Origin of the sequence: Lentibacillus daqui (assembly GCF_027186265.1) — a bacterium.
GTDB classification, from domain to species: domain Bacteria; phylum Bacillota; class Bacilli; order Bacillales; family Amphibacillaceae; genus Lentibacillus_C; species Lentibacillus_C daqui.
In genome coordinates, this window is record NZ_CP114176.1 from 2,698,013 (window position 1) to 2,715,804 (window position 17,792).

Sequence of the window (17,792 nt, forward strand, 5' to 3'; positions counted from 1 at the left end):
GCGGAAAAAACAGTTATCCAAAATATTGAAATTTCGTTCTTAATGTTGCGGAAAATATGAGCTGGCTCGGTTCCAATGATGTAGAGACATTCATTTTCGTAGCGGCAAATGTCTGTTGGACAATCGCATCCCTTGATCCTTCCTCAACTATTTTGATCGGGCGAGGGTCTAAATTCACGTCAATTGTCTTGGCGATTGTTTCAGCCTTAGCGGTGGCATTCCTCAGAGCATCGCTTAATGCACGCTGATAATATGCGTTTGGATCATCAACGGAAAATTCAATATCAGAAACTCGATTAACTCCATTTTGGACCGATGTATCAATGACTGTGCCTGCTTGATCGACAGCATTCAATCTCACGGTAAGTGCATGTATAACCTCATATCCCCGAAAAATCTGTTTCCCATCCACATAATCATATTGTGGCTGAATTGTATATGCAGCCGTTTGTATAGCTTCTCTTGAAATTCCCAATTGAACCAGCGCTTGTATAACCTGATCCATCTTTTGCGCATTTTCCTGTTGGGCTTGTGTTAGTTCACGATTTTGCGTCGTCACCTCTAACCGAATCGTAACAACATCAGGTTTTGCTGAAATACTTGCGCTGCCAATTACCGTCATCCGCCGCGACCGCTCCTGTCGATAGGAAGATACATTGGCATAATACATTGCTATTCCCCTTTCTCCGTTATAGTAAAATATATGCCTTTATTCTGCGGATATATCACCAGATGATGGCAGCGAACCTTCTATTTCCCATTCCTGAGTTTTTGCTTCTCATCTTTCCGGGCTCCAATATGTATCACCATTTTTTCCTTTTTTCCCTTATCTTTTAGCAGATCACGAATTTCTGTCAAAAGTACTTCTTTTTGATCCGGGTTGGGTGCAGCCTTCTCTTTTCCCTTTTCCTCCTCTTTCTCATACTTCAATTTTGCAATGATCTGGACAACGATAAAAATGGACCAGGAAATAACGGCAAAATCAAACACCGACTGCATAAACTGTCCGTACAATATTTCTGAATCACCTACTGTATATTTTAAATGGGTAAAATCAACGCCATTGTATAATATCCCGACAAGCGGCATGATGATATTTTCCACCAAAGATGTAACAATCTTGCCGAAAGCCCCGCCAATAACAACGGCAATCGCCAAGTCCAGTACATTTCCTTTCAGTGCAAACGCTTTGAAATCCGACCACAAAATGTGTTACCTCCTTGTTATGCCTGTACTATTTATATGTGGGGTAAGAAGGTTTTAACACTTTTCCTTCGTCGATGAGATCATTCACAACCAAGATTTTGTAAAAAGATCCTCCCATTTGTTGATTGGAATACAAATAGGAGGTCTCTTGCTGTCATAATTATTTCTCATCTTTCAAAAGATCACGTATTTCTTTCAGTAATTCAGCTTTTTCATCAATTTCCGGCTCTTCCTCATCCTCCTCTTTTTTGCGTTTGAGTTTATTTAACATGCGGATAAACAAAAAGATCGAAACAGCAATAATGAGAAAGTCAATAATCGATTGAATGAACTCGCCATACATAACCTCCGCATTTCCTACTTTATACGATAGGTTTGAAAAATTAATTCCGGTTAATAAAATGCCTACCAATGGCATGATAATTTGATCGACCAATGATGAAACAATTTTGCCAAATGCTCCCCCTATCACTACAGCTACTGCCAGTTCCATGACATTTCCTTGTGCGATAAAGGCTTTAAAATCCTTCCACATCCTTTATTCCTCCATTCCTTCCATGAATATAGCCCGTGTTCAAAAGGGCAAAGGTCAACTAAGTTCCTCTATCCCGGATTTTTTGAACATCCTCTATTATACACAGTTAAAATAAATTTTTAAAAATATCCTTGTATCTTTTCAAACTTTTGTGGTATACTAAGAATAACTATTGATGTTCGGAATATGTAAGGCGTTATCACCTTGAATATGAAAGAGCAAGAATAGTAATAAACGTGCAAGATGCACATGGAGGAAAAAGAATGAATAACGGTACAGTAAAATGGTTTAATGCGGACAAAGGCTTCGGTTTCATCGAGGTTGAAGGTGGAGACGACGTATTTGTACACTTCTCTGCAATTCAAGGTGAAGGATTCAAAACGTTGGAAGAAGGTCAATCTGTTACATTCGATGTCGAAGAAGGTAACCGCGGACCACAAGCAGCTAACGTTGTAAAACACTAATAACAACATTGATAAGAAAAGCTCTTCCTGATGGGAGAGCTTTTTTCATTTACTACCGGGTAATAAGAGGATATAAAGTTGATTTTTTAGATGGACGCTCCTGCCTACGTGATGATTTTTCATACCTCATAGTCATACTTCTGTAATCCCCCTTAAACTAACTTGATGAAAGAAACACAACATTTTACATTCTCTCTATCCCATCCTATAGTAGATAATAGAAACAAAACTTCAAAAGAGGAGGAACCGTCCATGTCACGCTATGACTTCACTAGAAATTCGTTTTTGCAATTTGTAAAAGACTGTGATGAAAAAGTACTCGATGTACAGCCTACAGGATCTCGAAACACGCTGCATTGGCACATTGGGCATGTGCTTGTGGTAACGGAAATGTTCTTGTTTAACTACCCGAAAGGATCAAGTAATATTCCGGAATCCTATCACGCGTTGTTCAAACCTGGTTCAAAGCCTGCTGACTGGCCTGAAGAAGTACCGAGTGTTTCCGAAATTGTTGATCATCTGGAAAAACAGTTGACCCGAATCAATGAGCTGTCTGATGACTATTTAGCCCAAGAACTTCCTTTCACGTTGCCATTTGGTAATTTTAAAACATATGGTGAATTGTATGATTTATCGATACATCATGAAGCAGAGCATCTTGGTCAAATAAAGGCAATGAAACGTATTGTCGAAGCAGAAAATTAAGCTGTCCGACAAGAAACCCCTCACTGCATGAAGCATGAGGGGTTTGTTCTTAATTAAATGTCTCTGTTAAGTTGGTAACGATTTGTTTCTTCCGTGATACGATGCCTTTTAATAAGGCTCGATTATTTTCCAATGTTACATCAAATGCTTTTTCCACATTGGCTTTTGCCTTTCCAAGCGCTAGTGCATCGGAATCATTGTTGATAATATCCGTAGCCACGAACAGGAACAAATCTAAATTTTTGTTTTCGATGGTCTTGTTGATTTCTGCTTCCAGTTCCGCTTGATGTTCAAGAATGGCTTTCGTATCAACCGCATTCACTTGAGCGATTTCTACTTTTGCGCCATGCATGTCAAACTCCTTGGCATCCATAGAAATCAGCTCAGCCATTGATTTGTCACGTAAATCCGCACCGGCCTGCAGCATATCAAATCCATATTGCTCCAGATTAACACCAGCGATTTCCGCTAACTCTTTGGCGGCATCAATATCTTGCTGGGTACAAGTTGGTGATTTTAATAACAATGAATCGGAAATAATTGCGGAAACAAGTAACCCGGCAATTTCCTTTGTAATCGTTACATTATTTTCCTGATACATTTTCTTTAAAATCGTTGCCGTACAACCAACCGGTTCCAAGCGAATAAACAACGGCTCATTCGTTTGAAAATTGGCCACCCGGTGATGATCAATGACCTCAACAATGCGTGCGTCATCGATATTATCTACACTTTGTTGAAATTCGTTATGATCGACTAAAATCACGTCACTATTTTCTGGAACTGATTCAATGAGACGTGGTGCCGATACACCAAAATGGTCCAGTGCATATTGGGTTTCCTTGTTTACCTCACCTAAACGTACAGGTTCCACATCATGGCCAAGTTCCTTCTTCAAATGTGCATATGCAAGTGCTGCTGTAATCGTATCTGTGTCTGGATTTTTGTGTCCAAAGATTAATGTTTTTCCCATGATAACTCCCCTTACTACAATGTCAATAACCATATTTATATTAATTATAGAGCAACAAGGCAAATTAGAAAAGTAGTTCGCCTTGTTTATACATTACCTGTTACTGTAAACTATCCAACCGGCTTACTCAGGTACGATCAACTTTTGCGTGTACTCGATCGACTTCCTGGCTCTCTCGATCAACTTTTGCGCGTGCTCGATCAACTTTCTGACTCTCTCGATCGACTTTTGCGCGTACTCGATCGACTTCTCGGCATTCTCGATCAACTTTTCAACTCGTTCGATCGACAATCAAACAATATCATTCAAACTAATATGCCCGCTTGTTATACCAAGTGATAATTTGCTGTTTCAAGTCAGGGTCATTTATTTCCTCCGCACCAAAGCCACACACATCAACAATCCGTACAAACTGACGGTCATCACTTCCCATCATTTTTACTACACAATACCCTTCTATATTCGATGGGATCATGTCTAAAATCTGTTCATTGCAATACAAATCCGTTATTTTCTCTCGATCCGTTTCACTTAATGCCCACTGTTTAGGGGTTGCTCCCGATGGCTGGGATGGATCTGATTGCACAGGTTCCACTGATTCTGATAACGCCGGTTGAATGGCATTTGACTCAGATGGCACCTCGGGCTGATTGTCAGCCATTGTCGTGTTTCGATCAGGTTCTGCTGTTTGATGCTTGGTAAAATGCATCCTTTCATTTATGCTATGTAACAATTTGATGATTTCGGAAAGGCCAATAAATAACATTCCTATCATAAATCCAGCAAAAAGGTAAGAAAAGAAAATAGACCAGACAATGCCGCTCTCAAAGCCGAAATAAGAATGATAATGCCCATACCCCATTCCAATCCCTGTAATTAGACCAATGACCATAATTGCCACCCCGATAATCAGTAAAATCTTGGCAACGATATTTTCCCGCATCTTTACTTCCTCCTTATGACAATCATTCAACAACGAATAAGTACGCTATTCTTCATTCTATCCTGCAGTTTTATCCAATGTACACAGGCTTTTTTCCCTAAAAGAAAACCAATCCATATGTAGTATTTACCAATACATACATTTTACATGAAATTTACACTTAAAAATACGAAAGAGCTTAGAAAAACTAAGCCCTTTCGTATACAAAGGTTTAGTTTGACCATACAAACCAAAAGTACAAAAAACTTTGGCTGAATAGCGTCCTATCATGAATGTTGCTTGATTCTTATACTAATCAACTGTATGTTTTTTCATGCTTTAAAAAGGTAATGGTTATACTACATGTAAAAAAGCAAGGAGGTAATCATCAATGAACGATCCAAAAAATATGCAAAAGGGCAGTACCCCTCGGCAAACACAGCAAAAACAACCTGGTATCGAAGCGATAATGAACCCACTGCCTGCGCAACCGACAGAATATAAAGGTACGGGAAAATTACAGGGGAAGAGTGCATTAATAACGGGTGGTGATAGCGGAATCGGACGCGCCGTTTCCATCATGTACGCTAAAGAAGGCGCGAATGTGGCTATTGCTTATTTGGATGAACATGAGGATGCAGAGGAAACAAAGAAAATGGTCGAAGCGGAGGGGGTACGATGCATTTTACTCCCAGGAGATATTAAAAATGAATCTCATTGCGAAGACCTCGTTAAAAAAACGGTACAAGCCTTTGGCAAGATAAATATTTTAGTAAATAATGCTGCCATACAATATGTACAGAACGACTTGCTTGATATCACGTCAGAGCAATTGGAGGAAGTATTTCGTGTCAACTTCTTTTCACAATTCTATACAACAAAGGCCGCAATTCGCTATATGCAAGCTGGCGATGCGATTATTAGCACATCGTCGATCAATGCCTACCGGGGAAATCCAACTTTAATCGATTATTCCGCGACTAAAGGAGCCATCACCGCGTTCATCCGCAGCATTGCACAAAGTCTGGCCAAAAAGGGAATTCGCGCCAATGCGGTAGCCCCTGGACCAGTATGGACGCCACTTATTCCATCGTCCTTTGATGAAAACCAAGTGGAGAAATTTGGTCAGGACAGCTTAATGGGGCGGCCAGGTCAGCCCTCGGAGCATGCCTGGCCCTATGTCATGCTGGCAGCGGATGAATCATCGTACATGACGGGACAAGCAATCCATATTAATGGCGGAACATGGACATCATCTTAACATGAAAAGAGGCTGGGACAAAACTCCATAAAAATGAAAAAACCACAAGAAATCAAATTTATAAGCTTTGATTTCTTGCGGTTTTATTTTGACGATTTGTACTAAAATGAATTAGGTTTTCAGCTTATGTCCCAGCCTCTTGTTTAAGCATATGCTGAAATAAATTTTGACTTATTATTTTAATCACGCCATCTGTTTCCACTTTTAAATTCTTGCAATTTATTTAACCACATAACAATCAACTCTCTCAATTTCCTCGTATCAATGGCATACGATGGCAGTGTATCGACACCATCAAAGTCTCCAAACAAATCCTCGATCAATGTTTTGTCGGCTTTGATAACCAGGCTGCAGCGATTGCCACTTGACTTAATAACTTTAGTTTCACCTGACAATACCTGGTCAATTTCATCCAAAACAGCGGCATCCAACAGGCTCGCATCCGCCATTAAAAATTCGCCAACAATTTGCATGTTCGGATCATCAAAACGTATTACCAGATCTTTTCTTTCTTTCGGCCCATTTTTTAAAGTGATTTCTTCTATGTGATACATCAACAAAACTCCTTAATATACCGGAAACGCGGAGATAATTTTTTCATTTTGATCCAGATACATGCGAATCACCATGCCATCTGCTGTTAATCCTTCATATGTATTTCCGGATATAAACGTTTTCGCATCGTACGCTTCATTAATTGCATCCACTACCTGTTGGGAATTCCAATCTTTAGGAAATAAAGTAGACTTCCCGCCATTGGATTTTTTGGTGGTTCCGTTCACCTTAATCTTTGCTTCATAGACGCCATCTTCATTTGGTTTCGTTTCCGTACCTGGAATGACTTCACCCTTTTTCGTTGGTAAGCCATCATAATGAAATCCAACCGCATTGCCTCTACTATTAAGCTCACCTTCAAATATATGTTCCAATGCGCCATTTCGGAAATTATCGGTATCCTGTAAATCAGAAATAGATGTGATGGTAACATTCGTATGATCTGCAGAACTATTGTCACCCCATATCTCCTGTATTCCACAAGCAGTCAAAAAGCAAAGGCTTATAACAAGAATGACGATGGTTTTTAAGCGGTTAAGCATTTTCTCACGTCCTACTTATATATAGTCATTTTCAAGACCATATCGTACCATGCTGGCCGCCGTTCGTCTATTGGGAGTATCTACTTTTTCCTGTTTAAGTTGTCTTCATGGTCAACTTAACGTTACTTGGTAGTACTTTGTAAACGATAAAAACGTTTAATCGGACGGTAAAAAATCAAAATAAACGTTGATTGCACCATTAAATAAACAGTGAACGAATAGGTCAATTCCCATCCGTGGTAGTTAAAAACATCAAACAACACCGTTAATCCTTCAAACATCGTTCCAAAAAGTGAAAATGTGACAATATAAACCAATATCCAAAAACCTTGTATATTTAACCTTTCATAAAGATAGATATAAATATAGGAAAACGGTCCATATAATAGGTAGGCAATCACGTCAAACAGTTCATAATGTGATGTATCCATGATGTGGTATAAATGCAAATCAGGTGATGATAATAAATGGTCATAAATTCTGGCAACTGTGGAGCCAAAAAGTAAAAGAAGAATGGTTAGGCTTAAAGGAAACCTTTTGGGAAGCCAAAATATAACAGAATAAGCAATGATTATGGCAATGATAACAAACCACTCATTCTCGTCAAATGCTTGGGGTAGTTGTAAGGGCTTCATTTCCCCATCCCCTCCTTACGTAAAACATGGTTAAAACTTAAGTACGATAGATACGAAATGAACAGGACAAGGGAAATTGAAAGAAGTGATTGCCAAAAATGCCACTCATTATAGCGTATCACCTTCCCTTCAACCAGCAGGATTTCAACGCCATATAAAACGGCTATATAAATGATTGTGAACATACCCTTATTCAAATGCAACTTGATGGCGGCCAATAAATTGAAATATGTAACATATAACAATGGAATGAAAATCATTTCATAGAGGCGGAAAATTATAAACAGTTTCAAGTCGTTGGTTATTTCCCATACTTCCAAATTTATATGCAAAACGGCGAAATAACTTGTGATCAAAAGTTCCATTATCATAAAAATAAATAAGTTGCTCGGCAGGTTTAGCCTCTTCTTTGCAATGGAAAAAGCGATTAAAAAAATGATCATCAAATTAAGGAGGAAAAGAAACACTTCGCATCAACTCTTTGCTTGTTGTATTTACATATAACCAGCGTTATTCTTAATATGCCTCATTATGTCTTTTCATATAAAGGTTTTGGTCAAGTTTGAAACATTAAAAATAACCTTGCAATGAAATAAAGTGAACTTCCTTTAGTAGGGGTTTTTTCATCCAGCAATAGATAAACAGCCGTCTTTCCACTGGATGGATTAATCAGCATTCGCCTTTGCAATCAAATAATCGATTTTCCGGTAATCTTCAACGAATTTGTTTCAACTCTTTCGTCAGCTGATCGAATGACACGCTGCATTTTTATCTGTTCTTCATGAAGGCGTTCCACAGCGATCTGTACCGTTTTTTCTCTTAGTGGTGCATTATTTAATGTACATAAAAACACTTCAAACATTACACCTTTGCTCAGCGCATTCTGTTTGAAGTATTTTTCTAATTCATATTCAATTTTCTTATTCAAAAGTTTAGGCCTGATGTAACTAGGAAGCCAGTCGTTTTTGCTGTATACCTGATGCTTCTTTCTTCTTGATGCCACCAAGGCTTAACATGACAAGGAACGATATTCCATACAAACCTGCCAAATAGCTCATGGCCACCATCATATTGGCATGCTGGAGTATAAAACCGACAAGTATCGGTGACAAGCCTCCTGCAGCTCTGCCGAAGTTGAAAATAGTGTTTGTGGCAGTACTGCGAATTTCAACAGGATAGTAACGGCTGATTAAAGCGCCGTATCCAGCAAACATACCGTTGGAAAAAAAGCCGACAATTGCCCCTCCGATGAGCACTGCCGTACTGCCTGTTGCATAAGCATACAAGAATACTGCAGCCGCCGAAGCGATCAAAAAGATTCCATAGGATACCTTTAGCCCAAACTTATCAATAAATTTACCGAAAGTCAGCATTCCGGCAATCATCCCCACGGCTGTACTTATCGTCCAAAGTGCGGAACTGGACACAGACAACCCCTGTGACTGTTGCAGCATCGATGGCAGCCAAATCATCAAACCATTGTAACCGGCAATTTGCACGGTTGCCATAATGACCAAGCCAATCGTTGTAAAAGCAGTTCGGGGTCTATTCACTAACTGCAACAATTTCCCCCGGTTTTGAATAGAAGGCTTTTGCTTACGTGCCGCCAACCACTCTGGTGATTCTTTTAAATTTCTTCTAACAAAAAAGGCAAATATAACTGGGATTACACCAACAAAGAATAACCCTCTCCATCCAAACAGCGGTAAAAGGACAGCACTCAATACTGCAGCAATAATCACGCCAAACTGGGCTCCGACACTGACATAAGAAGATGCGCGCCCTTGCTTATTTTTCGGCCATGCTTCCGCCACGAGCGCCATCCCGATGCCATACTCTCCTCCTGCACCTACACCTGCGATAAAGCGAAATAGATAAACTTGCTCTATATTTGTGGCCAGACCTGTTAATGCGGTGCCAATGGCGAACAGGAAAATCGTATACGTAAAAACCTTCACCCTGCCAAATCGATCCGCTAAAACTCCAAAAATCATTCCACCAGCAAGCATCCCAATATTGGTAATGGATGAAATAAATCCTCCTGTCGCCAAATCAATATGAAAATCTGCGACAATCAAGGACATGGCAAATGAAATAAACATGATGTCCATACCCTCAAGTGTCAATCCAGTTACAGAAGCTACTACTGTTTTATTACGATATTTCATGAATTTATTGCTCCTTTCAAGTCTCTCAGGACTATGTTTAAAAGAGATTTAAAGTATTCCATTTTAATATCGGGCCAAAATAAATGCCCTTTTGTCCAATTAAGGACAAAAGGGCATGAAGTGTTAATCCACAACACAATACGTACGCACTACCCTTTTTGACCTCTCTGGATCATATTAAAAGGAATAAACTTTTTATTATAATAGCATTTTAAATGGAAAATTACAAGATCCCACGATCATTTCAAAACACTTCGGCACTAGTTCGCAAATTGCATATCACGCACTATATTCGGTAACAACAGTTGCAAACTCGGCCACCATTGCAAAAGGCAGCCGGTCACATAACCAGCCGCCTCCCTCTTTACCTTTCCTTTTTCATAAACTTGGCAAGTATTTCATATACAATTGGTACAATGACAAGTGTTAGTAGCGTTGAACTTATTAAACCGCCAATAACGGTGATGCCCAGCCCTTTGGAAATCAGACCGCCACCTTCTACACCAATCGCCAACGGAATCAATGCACCGATCGTTGCCAGTGCTGTCATCAAGATTGGACGCAGCCTTGTGGAGCCCGCTTCCAGCAATGCTTCCCGTGTAGTGAGTCCTTCTTTTTCTTGATGGATGACACGGTCAACCAACACAATTGCATTCGTTACGACAATACCGATCAACATCAGTGCACCAATCATCGCTGATACGCTCAATGGCTCATCCGCGACCCACAAGGCGACCAGACTACCGATAACCGTAAATGGCAGTGAGAACAGAATAGCAAATGGTGCCAGTGCGCCATGGAAAGTTACCACAAGCACAAAGTATACAATCGCAATTGCCGCAAGCATCGCTAACCCCAGTTGCGAGAAGGATTCATTGATTTGTTCTGTTACGCCGCCGAAATCTACGGTAACACCGCTTGGCAGGTCAAGTTTGTCAATTTTCTCCTGTACTTGATTGGATACTGTTCCTGCATCATCGGTTGTAATGTCCGCCGAAACGGAGGCAACCATTTTGTTATCCCGACGCTGGATGGTGTCCGGAGATTTTCCTTCCTTGACATCCATTACATCACCAACTTTTATGGTGGTTCCCAGTGGTGTCTGGATATCAACGTCGGTTAAATCCTTGATATTCTTGTAATCTTTTTTCTCCACTTCAACATAGACATCTACATCTTCCCCATCATGTTTCACGGTGGTAATCGGTGAATTTTCGCTTGTATCGCTTAGACTCATACCGATTTGCGCTGCAGTCAACCCATATTTGCTCAATTTATCCTGATTGGCGACAAGCGTATATTGATCATAAGCCTCGGAAATACTGGAATCCACTTTTTCTAAATCCTTGTTATCTTTCATGATGGACTCCACCTCATCGGCACCTGTTTGAATGTCCTCAAGGTTGTCACCGTAGACATACAGTTCCATTCCACTGCCCATGTCGGAAAAGTCCATACTCTTCCATTCACCGACATCCGTTTGTTTGTTCAAATCCTTGATGATCTTGCTGCTTTCCTCACCAAAATTTTCATAATCCTTGTCATACTCGATGAAAAATAGTGCGGCATTATCTCCACCACCCATACCCATCATCGACAACGGACTATCCCCGCCCAGTGAATATTGATACTTGGTAATACCATCGCGTTTGCTAATTAAATCTTCTGCATCAGCGGCAATATCTTTAGCCTCTTCATGCGTTTCACCGGGTTCTGGTGTATAGGTTGCCATAACCATTTTTTCTTCTTCATCAGCCAAAAAATTGACGCCAATAAGAGGCAGCAAGAACAAACTCAACACAAGTACGACAACCGCACCGCCAAATGTGATCACTTTATGGTTTAACGCCGATTCTAAAATACGCTTGTAGAAATGAGCCAGTTTGCTCGGTTTCTTTTCTTTTTGTTGTCTTACTGTACCATTGATTAATTGTTTTTTAAACAATGAATGGGCCAGCATGGGAACGACTGTAATTGCCACAAGCAATGAAGCAGCCAGTGCAAATACAACAGCGAGCGCAAACGGCATGAACAATTCGCCCACTTGCCCGTGCACCAAGCCCATCGGCAAGAACACAGCAATCGTTACAATGGTCGAAGAAAGAATTGGGATGAACATTTGCCGCGTTGCTTCCCTGACCAATTCTTTGCCATGCAGTTTCTCATCCGGTAAGGACATGCGCCTATAGATATTTTCCATGACAACGATCGAATCATCGATGACACGCCCAATTGCGACGGTCAACGCGCCGAGCGTCATGATATTTAGGGTGATGTCCATATAATGAAGCACGAAAATTGCAATCAATAGTGATAACGGAATCGACACGATTGAAATCAGCGTCGTTTTAAAACTTCTTAAGAACAGCAAAATGATGACAACAGCAAAAAGGATACCGAACAATGCCTTATTCATCATCGTGCTGACCGACTCTTCAATTGGCTCACCCTGGTCAAAAGTGGATACAGAGGTGATTCCCAAGTCGTCTTCAAATTTGTCCATCTTGTCCTTTACTGCATTCACGACATCGACTGTATTCGCATCGGCTCCCTTGACAACTTGGACACCGATTGAATCTTCGCCATTTGTTCTGGAAATCGATTCTGATTCGTTTACAATTTTGATGTCAGCCAGTTTATCCAATGTAACTGTCGGAATTTCCGGTTCCACTTCCGCTTGACCGGCTTGATCCGTATTTGGCATCTGACCTTGCTGTGCCGCATCTTCTCCAGTCGCTTGACCTTGCTGTGCTGCATCCGGAGCATCGCCTTGTTGCATTGCATCACTATCCGGCATTTGTCCCTGCATTTGGTCCATTTGCTCTTGATCAGTTGCACCTTGTTGCATTTGTCCCTGCTCTTGTCCCGCTTGTGGAGGGGTATATGGGATCTTCAATTTCTTTAAATCTTTAACACTAGCAACATCACCATCAATGACAAGATTTTTCACCTCATCATCAAAATTTGTCAGTCCCAGCGGATAAGTGGTATCCGATCCTTGGATTAATTGTTCTACGGTATCTTCATCGAGTCCGTATTTTTCCAATTTATCGTCGTCAAAGTCGATGGTCACTTTTTGCAATTGCTGTCCGGTCACCTGTACATCGGACACCCCGTCGATACCCTGCAATCCAGACACGACATCTTTTTCCACTGTTTTGGTCAATTGCTCCTGTGACTGATCGGGGTTACTGATGCTTAATGCGATAACCGGAAAAGCATTAATACTGATTCGTGAAACATCCGGATCCTCTGCGCCATCAGGCAAATCAGCTTTCGTTACCGCCTCGCTGACATCGTTAAGTGCCTCATCCATGTCGGTATCGAAATCAAATTCCAACTGAACGGAAGACGCATTCTCCATGGACGATGAGCTAACCGTTTCTACGCCCTCCAAATTTTGCACAACCTGCTCGATCGGCTCGGATACTTTTTCAGCCACTTCATCAGGTGCTGCACCCGGATAAGTCGTCATAACCGATATGTTTGGCAACGTAATATCCGGCATCGTTTCCTGCTTCATATTCATGCCGGAGTAAAGCCCTGTCACAACGACTAAAATTGTGAGAATCCATATAGCAAACTTGTTGTTCAGGGCAAAGTTAATGATACGCTTCAAATTCTACACTCCCCATATGTTACGTTTCTATCTGCATAAGCCTTGTTTTCGCTATGCATTCACTTATTTTCTAAAAGCACTGACCGGTCAGTCAAAGTAAACCGGGCTATCTATCTTTCCGGAAAATTCACTAAACAATTTGAACCCAAATAGCTGTATGCTTTTAAAATCACATCTTCCATCTTACTCGATCACTTAGTCCGAATCAAGTATTATATGCAATATTTTCATCATTTTATTGACACTATTTGACTGATTGGTCATAATGAGGGAAACAAAGAATTCTGCAGGATGAATTGCTTGAATTAACGAAACGGGTGAAGATAAATGAAAGAAGATAAGCGACAGGAAATCATAGAATCAGCCATCAGATTGTCCGCGGAAAACGGATTTTTTAACACCTCCGTTCAAGGAATTGTCGATGATTGCGGTATATCCAAAGGAGCATTCTATCATTATTTTTCATCAAAGGAAGCATTGCATGTTGCGATTTTCCAATATTATTTTGAACAGATGGATGATTCACTCAAAGCGATTGATCAAGCCAACCTGCCGCCACGCGAAAAAATGAAACAGCAGCTGTGTGTACCATTTGAACAGCTGAATAAACAGCGTGCCTTTTTCATCGTCTATTTGCGAGAACAAAATTTTTCTATCAACAAAGAACTGCACGATGTGATGGAGCAAGCGAGAAAAGACATACTGACCTGGTACTATCGTCGCTTAAGGGAAACCTACGGGGAAAAAATCATACCCTACATCGCTGACATCATTTTGCTGACAGAGGGCATGCGAAATGCCTATTTGGCAACGATGTTATTTCACAATCTGGACTTGAATGCCAATCGCGTTGCGGAGTTTTTGCTGAACCGGATGGACGACATCGTGCAAGCATTTGAAAACAACGAAGAACCAATTATCCATACAAGCAATTTGGACCATTTGCTGTCGGAGCACACGTTTTCATCCATCAATCCAAAAAGCCAAGTGGATGCCCTGTTAAAAGATATGGCGACAAGATTAAAGGATATGCCGCTTTCTGAAGAGCAAAAGCATGGGCTAGTTCATGTAATAGATTTCCTCCAAAGTGAACTAAAAAAACCAGAACCGGATAAATATGCATTTCAAGGCATGCTCGCCAACTTGAAGGAGATTAAAGCGTTTGATGCTTACCGGGAGAAAATAGCCAAATTGTTGAAGCTGCAACTCTTATAAGCCGGGACAAGGGGACAGGCGCCTTGTCCCACCATTTTTTCCATTTCATCGAATTAAAGTTAGCCCTCCGTCCGGCCCCAGCGTCCAGCGACTAGTGTGCTTCAAATCCAAATCACACACTATTTGCATTACACCCTCCTTTTTCACTATACTAATATCGACACCAATAATATATGGGAGGAAAAAATCATGCTACCCAACTTTCAAGAAAACCTGCAAAAATACGCCAGGCTATTAGTCGCAAAGGGGATCAATGTGAAACCCGGTGATTGGGTAAAAATGACCATTGCCGTTGATCAAGCTCCTTTAGCCCGTTTGATTACCAAAGAAGCCTATTCGCTTGGCGCGGAAAAAGTAATCGTAAAATGGTCGGACGATGATATCACCAAACAGCATTACATAAACCAGTCCGAGGAATTGTTGACCGATATACCTCAATACCAGATTGATGAATCAGAAGACCATGTACTAAACCATCACGTTTGCCGGCTGTCCATTTTATCTAATGATCCAAACTTATTAAATGAGGTGGATCCCGACAAAGTCGCCGCGTATCAAAAAGTGGCTGGGAAAGCATTCAAAGCCCAACGCGTAGCTACGCAAAATGATGATTTAAAATGGACCGTTGCTGCTGCCGCTGGTGCAGACTGGGCCAAAACTGTCTTTCCTGATTTAAAAACTTCCGAGGAACAAGTTGATGCTTTATGGGATGAGATTTTCAAAACATGCCGCATCTATCATGATGACCCGGTTGCTGTTTGGGATGAACATAAAGAAACACTCAAGGAAAAAGCAACGAAATTAAATGACATACAATTTGATGCTTTACATTACACCGCCCCGGGCACCGATTTAACGCTTGGCTTACCGAAGAACCATATTTGGCAAAGTGCGGAAAGCTTTAATCCGAAGAACGAAGAATTTATTGCCAACATGCCGACAGAGGAAGTGTTCACTGCACCCGATACAAATCGGATGGATGGTGTCGTTGTCAGTACCAAACCATTAAGTTATGCCGGTACACTAATTGAAGGCATCAAAGTCCAATTCAAAGATGGCAAAATTGTTGATATTTCCGCTGAAAAAGGAGATAAAACGATTAAGAAATTGGTTGAGGATAATGAGGGAGCAACAGGCTTGGGAGAAGTTGCGCTTGTGCCAGATCCGTCTCCTATTTCACAATCGGGCATTACCTTCTTTGAGACACTGTTTGACGAGAACGCATCCAATCACTTAGCCATCGGTGCAGCTTATCCAACATGTATTCAAGGCGGGACAAAAATGAGCGAAGAAGAATTACAAGAACATGGCATAAATGTTTCCACCACTCATGTGGATTTCATGATTGGCTCCGATAAAATGGATATCGACGGCATCAAACAAGATGGCACGGTTATTCCGGTATTCAGGAATGGAGATTGGGCAATATAGTTTTTTGACAACGTCGTATTACTATAAAGGTCAAATATGAAGGTGAAAATCCTCTCATCTGTGTCTAGATGGGAGGTTTTTTAAAGAACAAAGGCGTAAGCGCCCGGTTAGCAGCGTATGTGCTGGACTGAACCTAGGAGATAAAGGAAACATGCCCCTGCAAAAGGGGTATGCCGACGTTGGCCGCAAAGGCCGTTTTTAGTCGGCCTTCCTTTACCCCGAGTCGATGTTGACTTATCGTACGAAGGTGAAGGAAGCACACTAGCTGCTGGGCGCTGGAGCCGGACGGGGCTCATCCTGATTACAAAGTTATCCACAAGCATTTAATTTTATAATTTCCCAAAGCAGTAATAAACAGTTGCTATGCTCTATCTCTCGTTGACTATAGGCTAATTCTTCCAAAGTATGTCTGTCTCTTCATTTTTCACAAAGCATCAAACCTTAGTTCAAAGCCACCTTCCCCCTTCAACTTCCCGAAACCGTTGCCCCTGTTACCGTCAAACCAGCATTCATGAAAACTTTGTGACACACATTCTGAACACTTTGTGACAAAAATCACAATCCATTGTCCTTCAACACCTTTTATGGCATTAATATATGTAGATGGATTGTGACGTAGATCACTTAAGTTGAAGTTGAAATTAATATAGAAAGGGGTACTTTCATTGAAAATAAAATCGGCTTTTGTTGGTTCATTTATTGTTACACTGCTGTTGCTTACTGGATGTGAGCCATTAAAGGTATTAGACCCAAAAGGCCCACAAGCGGAAACAACATCCAATGTAATTTGGATATCAATCGCCACGATGGCCATTATCGTCATTGCAGTATTTGCTCTGTTAATTTTTGTCCTTTTTAAGTACCGCGCTTCCAAGCAACCGGATGATTACGAGCCACCACATATTGAAGGCAGCAAATGGCTGGAAACGATTATCGTTGCGATCCCAGTCATCATTATTGTGATTCTTTCCGTTGTTACCGTCAAATCGACGTATCAGGTTGAAGCGACACCAACGGGGTATGAAGAACAGGAACCAATGACCATTTACGCTTCCAGTTCAAACTGGAAATGGCATTTCAGCTATCCGGAAGAAGATATTGAGACGGTTAACTATTTATACATTCCAACCGATCGTCCTATCGAATTTAAACTATATTCATATGGACCAATCACCAGCTTTTGGATTCCGCAACTGGGCGGGCAGAAATATGCCATGTCTGACATGGTAACAACATTACACTTAGCAGCGGATGAACCTGGCGAATATATGGGACGAAATGCCAACTTTAGCGGAGAAGGTTTTGCCGAAAATACGTTCCAGGTCAAAGCAATGCCTGCTAAAGAATTTGCTGAATGGGTGGACGATGTTCAAAAAACAGCTAAACCACTGACCAAAGAAGAATTTGACGAACTATTGGAGCCCGGTCATCTTGGACAAATGACGTTTAGTGGCACACACTTGTCATTCATGCCACCTCCAGAAGGCCATCATGACGGGCATCAGCATGGATCAACAGATGATTCAGAACAACATCATCATTAATACCATAGCGTCAACAT

The 17,792-nt window shown here is 41.0% G+C and carries 17 protein-coding genes; 6 read left to right on the forward strand and 11 right to left on the reverse strand.

The window, feature by feature from the left end; genetic code table 11:
• Nucleotides 1-13 precede the first annotated feature (13 nt).
• The 3 genes from O2S85_RS13660 to mscL (O2S85_RS13670) all read right to left on the reverse strand — a co-directional run bounded on the left by O2S85_RS13660 (nucleotide 14) and on the right by mscL (O2S85_RS13670) (nucleotide 1,741).
• Nucleotides 14-670: an SIMPL domain-containing protein gene (locus O2S85_RS13660; protein WP_269409859.1), complete on the reverse strand. Its 657-nt coding sequence runs from the start codon at nucleotides 668-670 to the stop codon at nucleotides 14-16.
• Nucleotides 671-750: 80 nt separating this feature from the next.
• Entirely contained in the window at nucleotides 751-1,206 is a 456-nt protein-coding gene (gene mscL, locus O2S85_RS13665) for a large conductance mechanosensitive channel protein MscL (protein ID WP_269409860.1), read from the reverse strand.
• 160 nt (nucleotides 1,207-1,366) lie between these two features.
• Nucleotides 1,367-1,741, reverse strand: a complete 375-nt coding sequence (mscL, locus tag O2S85_RS13670) for a large conductance mechanosensitive channel protein MscL (protein ID WP_269409861.1) — start codon at nucleotides 1,739-1,741, stop codon at nucleotides 1,367-1,369.
• Between the two features lie 263 nt (nucleotides 1,742-2,004).
• Here mscL (O2S85_RS13670) and O2S85_RS13675 point away from each other — a divergent pair, with 263 nt between their 5' ends.
• Together O2S85_RS13675 and O2S85_RS13680 are read left to right on the forward strand one after the other, a co-directional pair.
• Nucleotides 2,005-2,205, forward strand: coding sequence for a cold-shock protein (locus O2S85_RS13675; RefSeq protein ID WP_269409862.1), 201 nt, complete (start codon nucleotides 2,005-2,007; stop codon nucleotides 2,203-2,205).
• A gap of 252 nt (nucleotides 2,206-2,457) precedes the next feature.
• A complete protein-coding gene (locus tag O2S85_RS13680; protein ID WP_269409863.1) occupies nucleotides 2,458-2,910 on the forward strand; it encodes a DinB family protein in 453 nt (150 codons plus the stop codon).
• A gap of 49 nt (nucleotides 2,911-2,959) precedes the next feature.
• Here O2S85_RS13680 and O2S85_RS13685 read toward each other — a convergent pair whose 3' ends face one another.
• Both O2S85_RS13685 and O2S85_RS13690 read right to left on the reverse strand, forming a co-directional pair.
• Nucleotides 2,960-3,883 carry a manganese-dependent inorganic pyrophosphatase gene (locus O2S85_RS13685; RefSeq protein WP_269409864.1) on the reverse strand — a complete coding sequence of 308 codons (924 nt, stop codon included), beginning with the start codon at nucleotides 3,881-3,883 and terminating at the stop codon, nucleotides 2,960-2,962.
• Between the two features lie 310 nt (nucleotides 3,884-4,193).
• Nucleotides 4,194-4,826, reverse strand: coding sequence for an MATE family efflux transporter (locus O2S85_RS13690; protein ID WP_269409865.1), 633 nt, complete (start codon nucleotides 4,824-4,826; stop codon nucleotides 4,194-4,196).
• Nucleotides 4,827-5,196: 370 nt separating this feature from the next.
• Here O2S85_RS13690 and O2S85_RS13695 point away from each other — a divergent pair, with 370 nt between their 5' ends.
• A complete protein-coding gene (locus O2S85_RS13695; RefSeq protein WP_269409866.1) occupies nucleotides 5,197-6,066 on the forward strand; it encodes an SDR family oxidoreductase in 870 nt (289 codons plus the stop codon).
• 179 nt (nucleotides 6,067-6,245) lie between these two features.
• Here the strand turns inward: O2S85_RS13695 and O2S85_RS13700 are convergent, their stop codons facing one another.
• The 6 genes from O2S85_RS13700 to O2S85_RS13725 all read right to left on the reverse strand — a co-directional run bounded on the left by O2S85_RS13700 (nucleotide 6,246) and on the right by O2S85_RS13725 (nucleotide 13,585).
• A complete protein-coding gene (locus tag O2S85_RS13700) occupies nucleotides 6,246-6,620 on the reverse strand; it encodes a hypothetical protein (protein WP_269409867.1) in 375 nt (124 codons plus the stop codon).
• 12 nt (nucleotides 6,621-6,632) lie between these two features.
• Complete coding sequence (locus O2S85_RS13705; protein ID WP_269409868.1) at nucleotides 6,633-7,163, reverse strand: EndoU domain-containing protein; 531 nt, start codon at nucleotides 7,161-7,163, stop codon at nucleotides 6,633-6,635.
• A 122-nt stretch (nucleotides 7,164-7,285) separates the two neighbouring features.
• Nucleotides 7,286-7,798: a hypothetical protein gene (locus O2S85_RS13710; protein WP_269409869.1), complete on the reverse strand. Its 513-nt coding sequence runs from the start codon at nucleotides 7,796-7,798 to the stop codon at nucleotides 7,286-7,288.
• Between the two features lie 688 nt (nucleotides 7,799-8,486).
• Nucleotides 8,487-8,726: a hypothetical protein gene (locus tag O2S85_RS13715; RefSeq protein ID WP_269409870.1), complete on the reverse strand. Its 240-nt coding sequence runs from the start codon at nucleotides 8,724-8,726 to the stop codon at nucleotides 8,487-8,489.
• A 19-nt stretch (nucleotides 8,727-8,745) separates the two neighbouring features.
• Nucleotides 8,746-9,966, reverse strand: a complete 1,221-nt coding sequence (locus tag O2S85_RS13720) for an MFS transporter (protein WP_269409871.1) — start codon at nucleotides 9,964-9,966, stop codon at nucleotides 8,746-8,748.
• A gap of 364 nt (nucleotides 9,967-10,330) precedes the next feature.
• The gene (locus O2S85_RS13725) at nucleotides 10,331-13,585 is read right to left on the reverse strand and encodes an efflux RND transporter permease subunit (protein WP_269409872.1); all 3,255 of its coding nucleotides are present in this window, start codon (nucleotides 13,583-13,585) and stop codon (nucleotides 10,331-10,333) included.
• A 327-nt stretch (nucleotides 13,586-13,912) separates the two neighbouring features.
• Between O2S85_RS13725 and O2S85_RS13730 the strand changes: the two genes are divergently transcribed.
• From O2S85_RS13730 to qoxA, 3 genes are all read left to right on the forward strand, one after another.
• Nucleotides 13,913-14,800 carry a TetR/AcrR family transcriptional regulator gene (locus O2S85_RS13730; RefSeq protein WP_269409873.1) on the forward strand — a complete coding sequence of 296 codons (888 nt, stop codon included), beginning with the start codon at nucleotides 13,913-13,915 and terminating at the stop codon, nucleotides 14,798-14,800.
• 186 nt (nucleotides 14,801-14,986) lie between these two features.
• Nucleotides 14,987-16,231, forward strand: coding sequence for an aminopeptidase (locus O2S85_RS13735; RefSeq protein WP_269412589.1), 1,245 nt, complete (start codon nucleotides 14,987-14,989; stop codon nucleotides 16,229-16,231).
• 665 nt (nucleotides 16,232-16,896) lie between these two features.
• Complete coding sequence (gene qoxA, locus O2S85_RS13740; RefSeq protein ID WP_269409874.1) at nucleotides 16,897-17,775, forward strand: cytochrome aa3 quinol oxidase subunit II; 879 nt, start codon at nucleotides 16,897-16,899, stop codon at nucleotides 17,773-17,775.
• Nucleotides 17,776-17,792 lie beyond the last annotated feature (17 nt).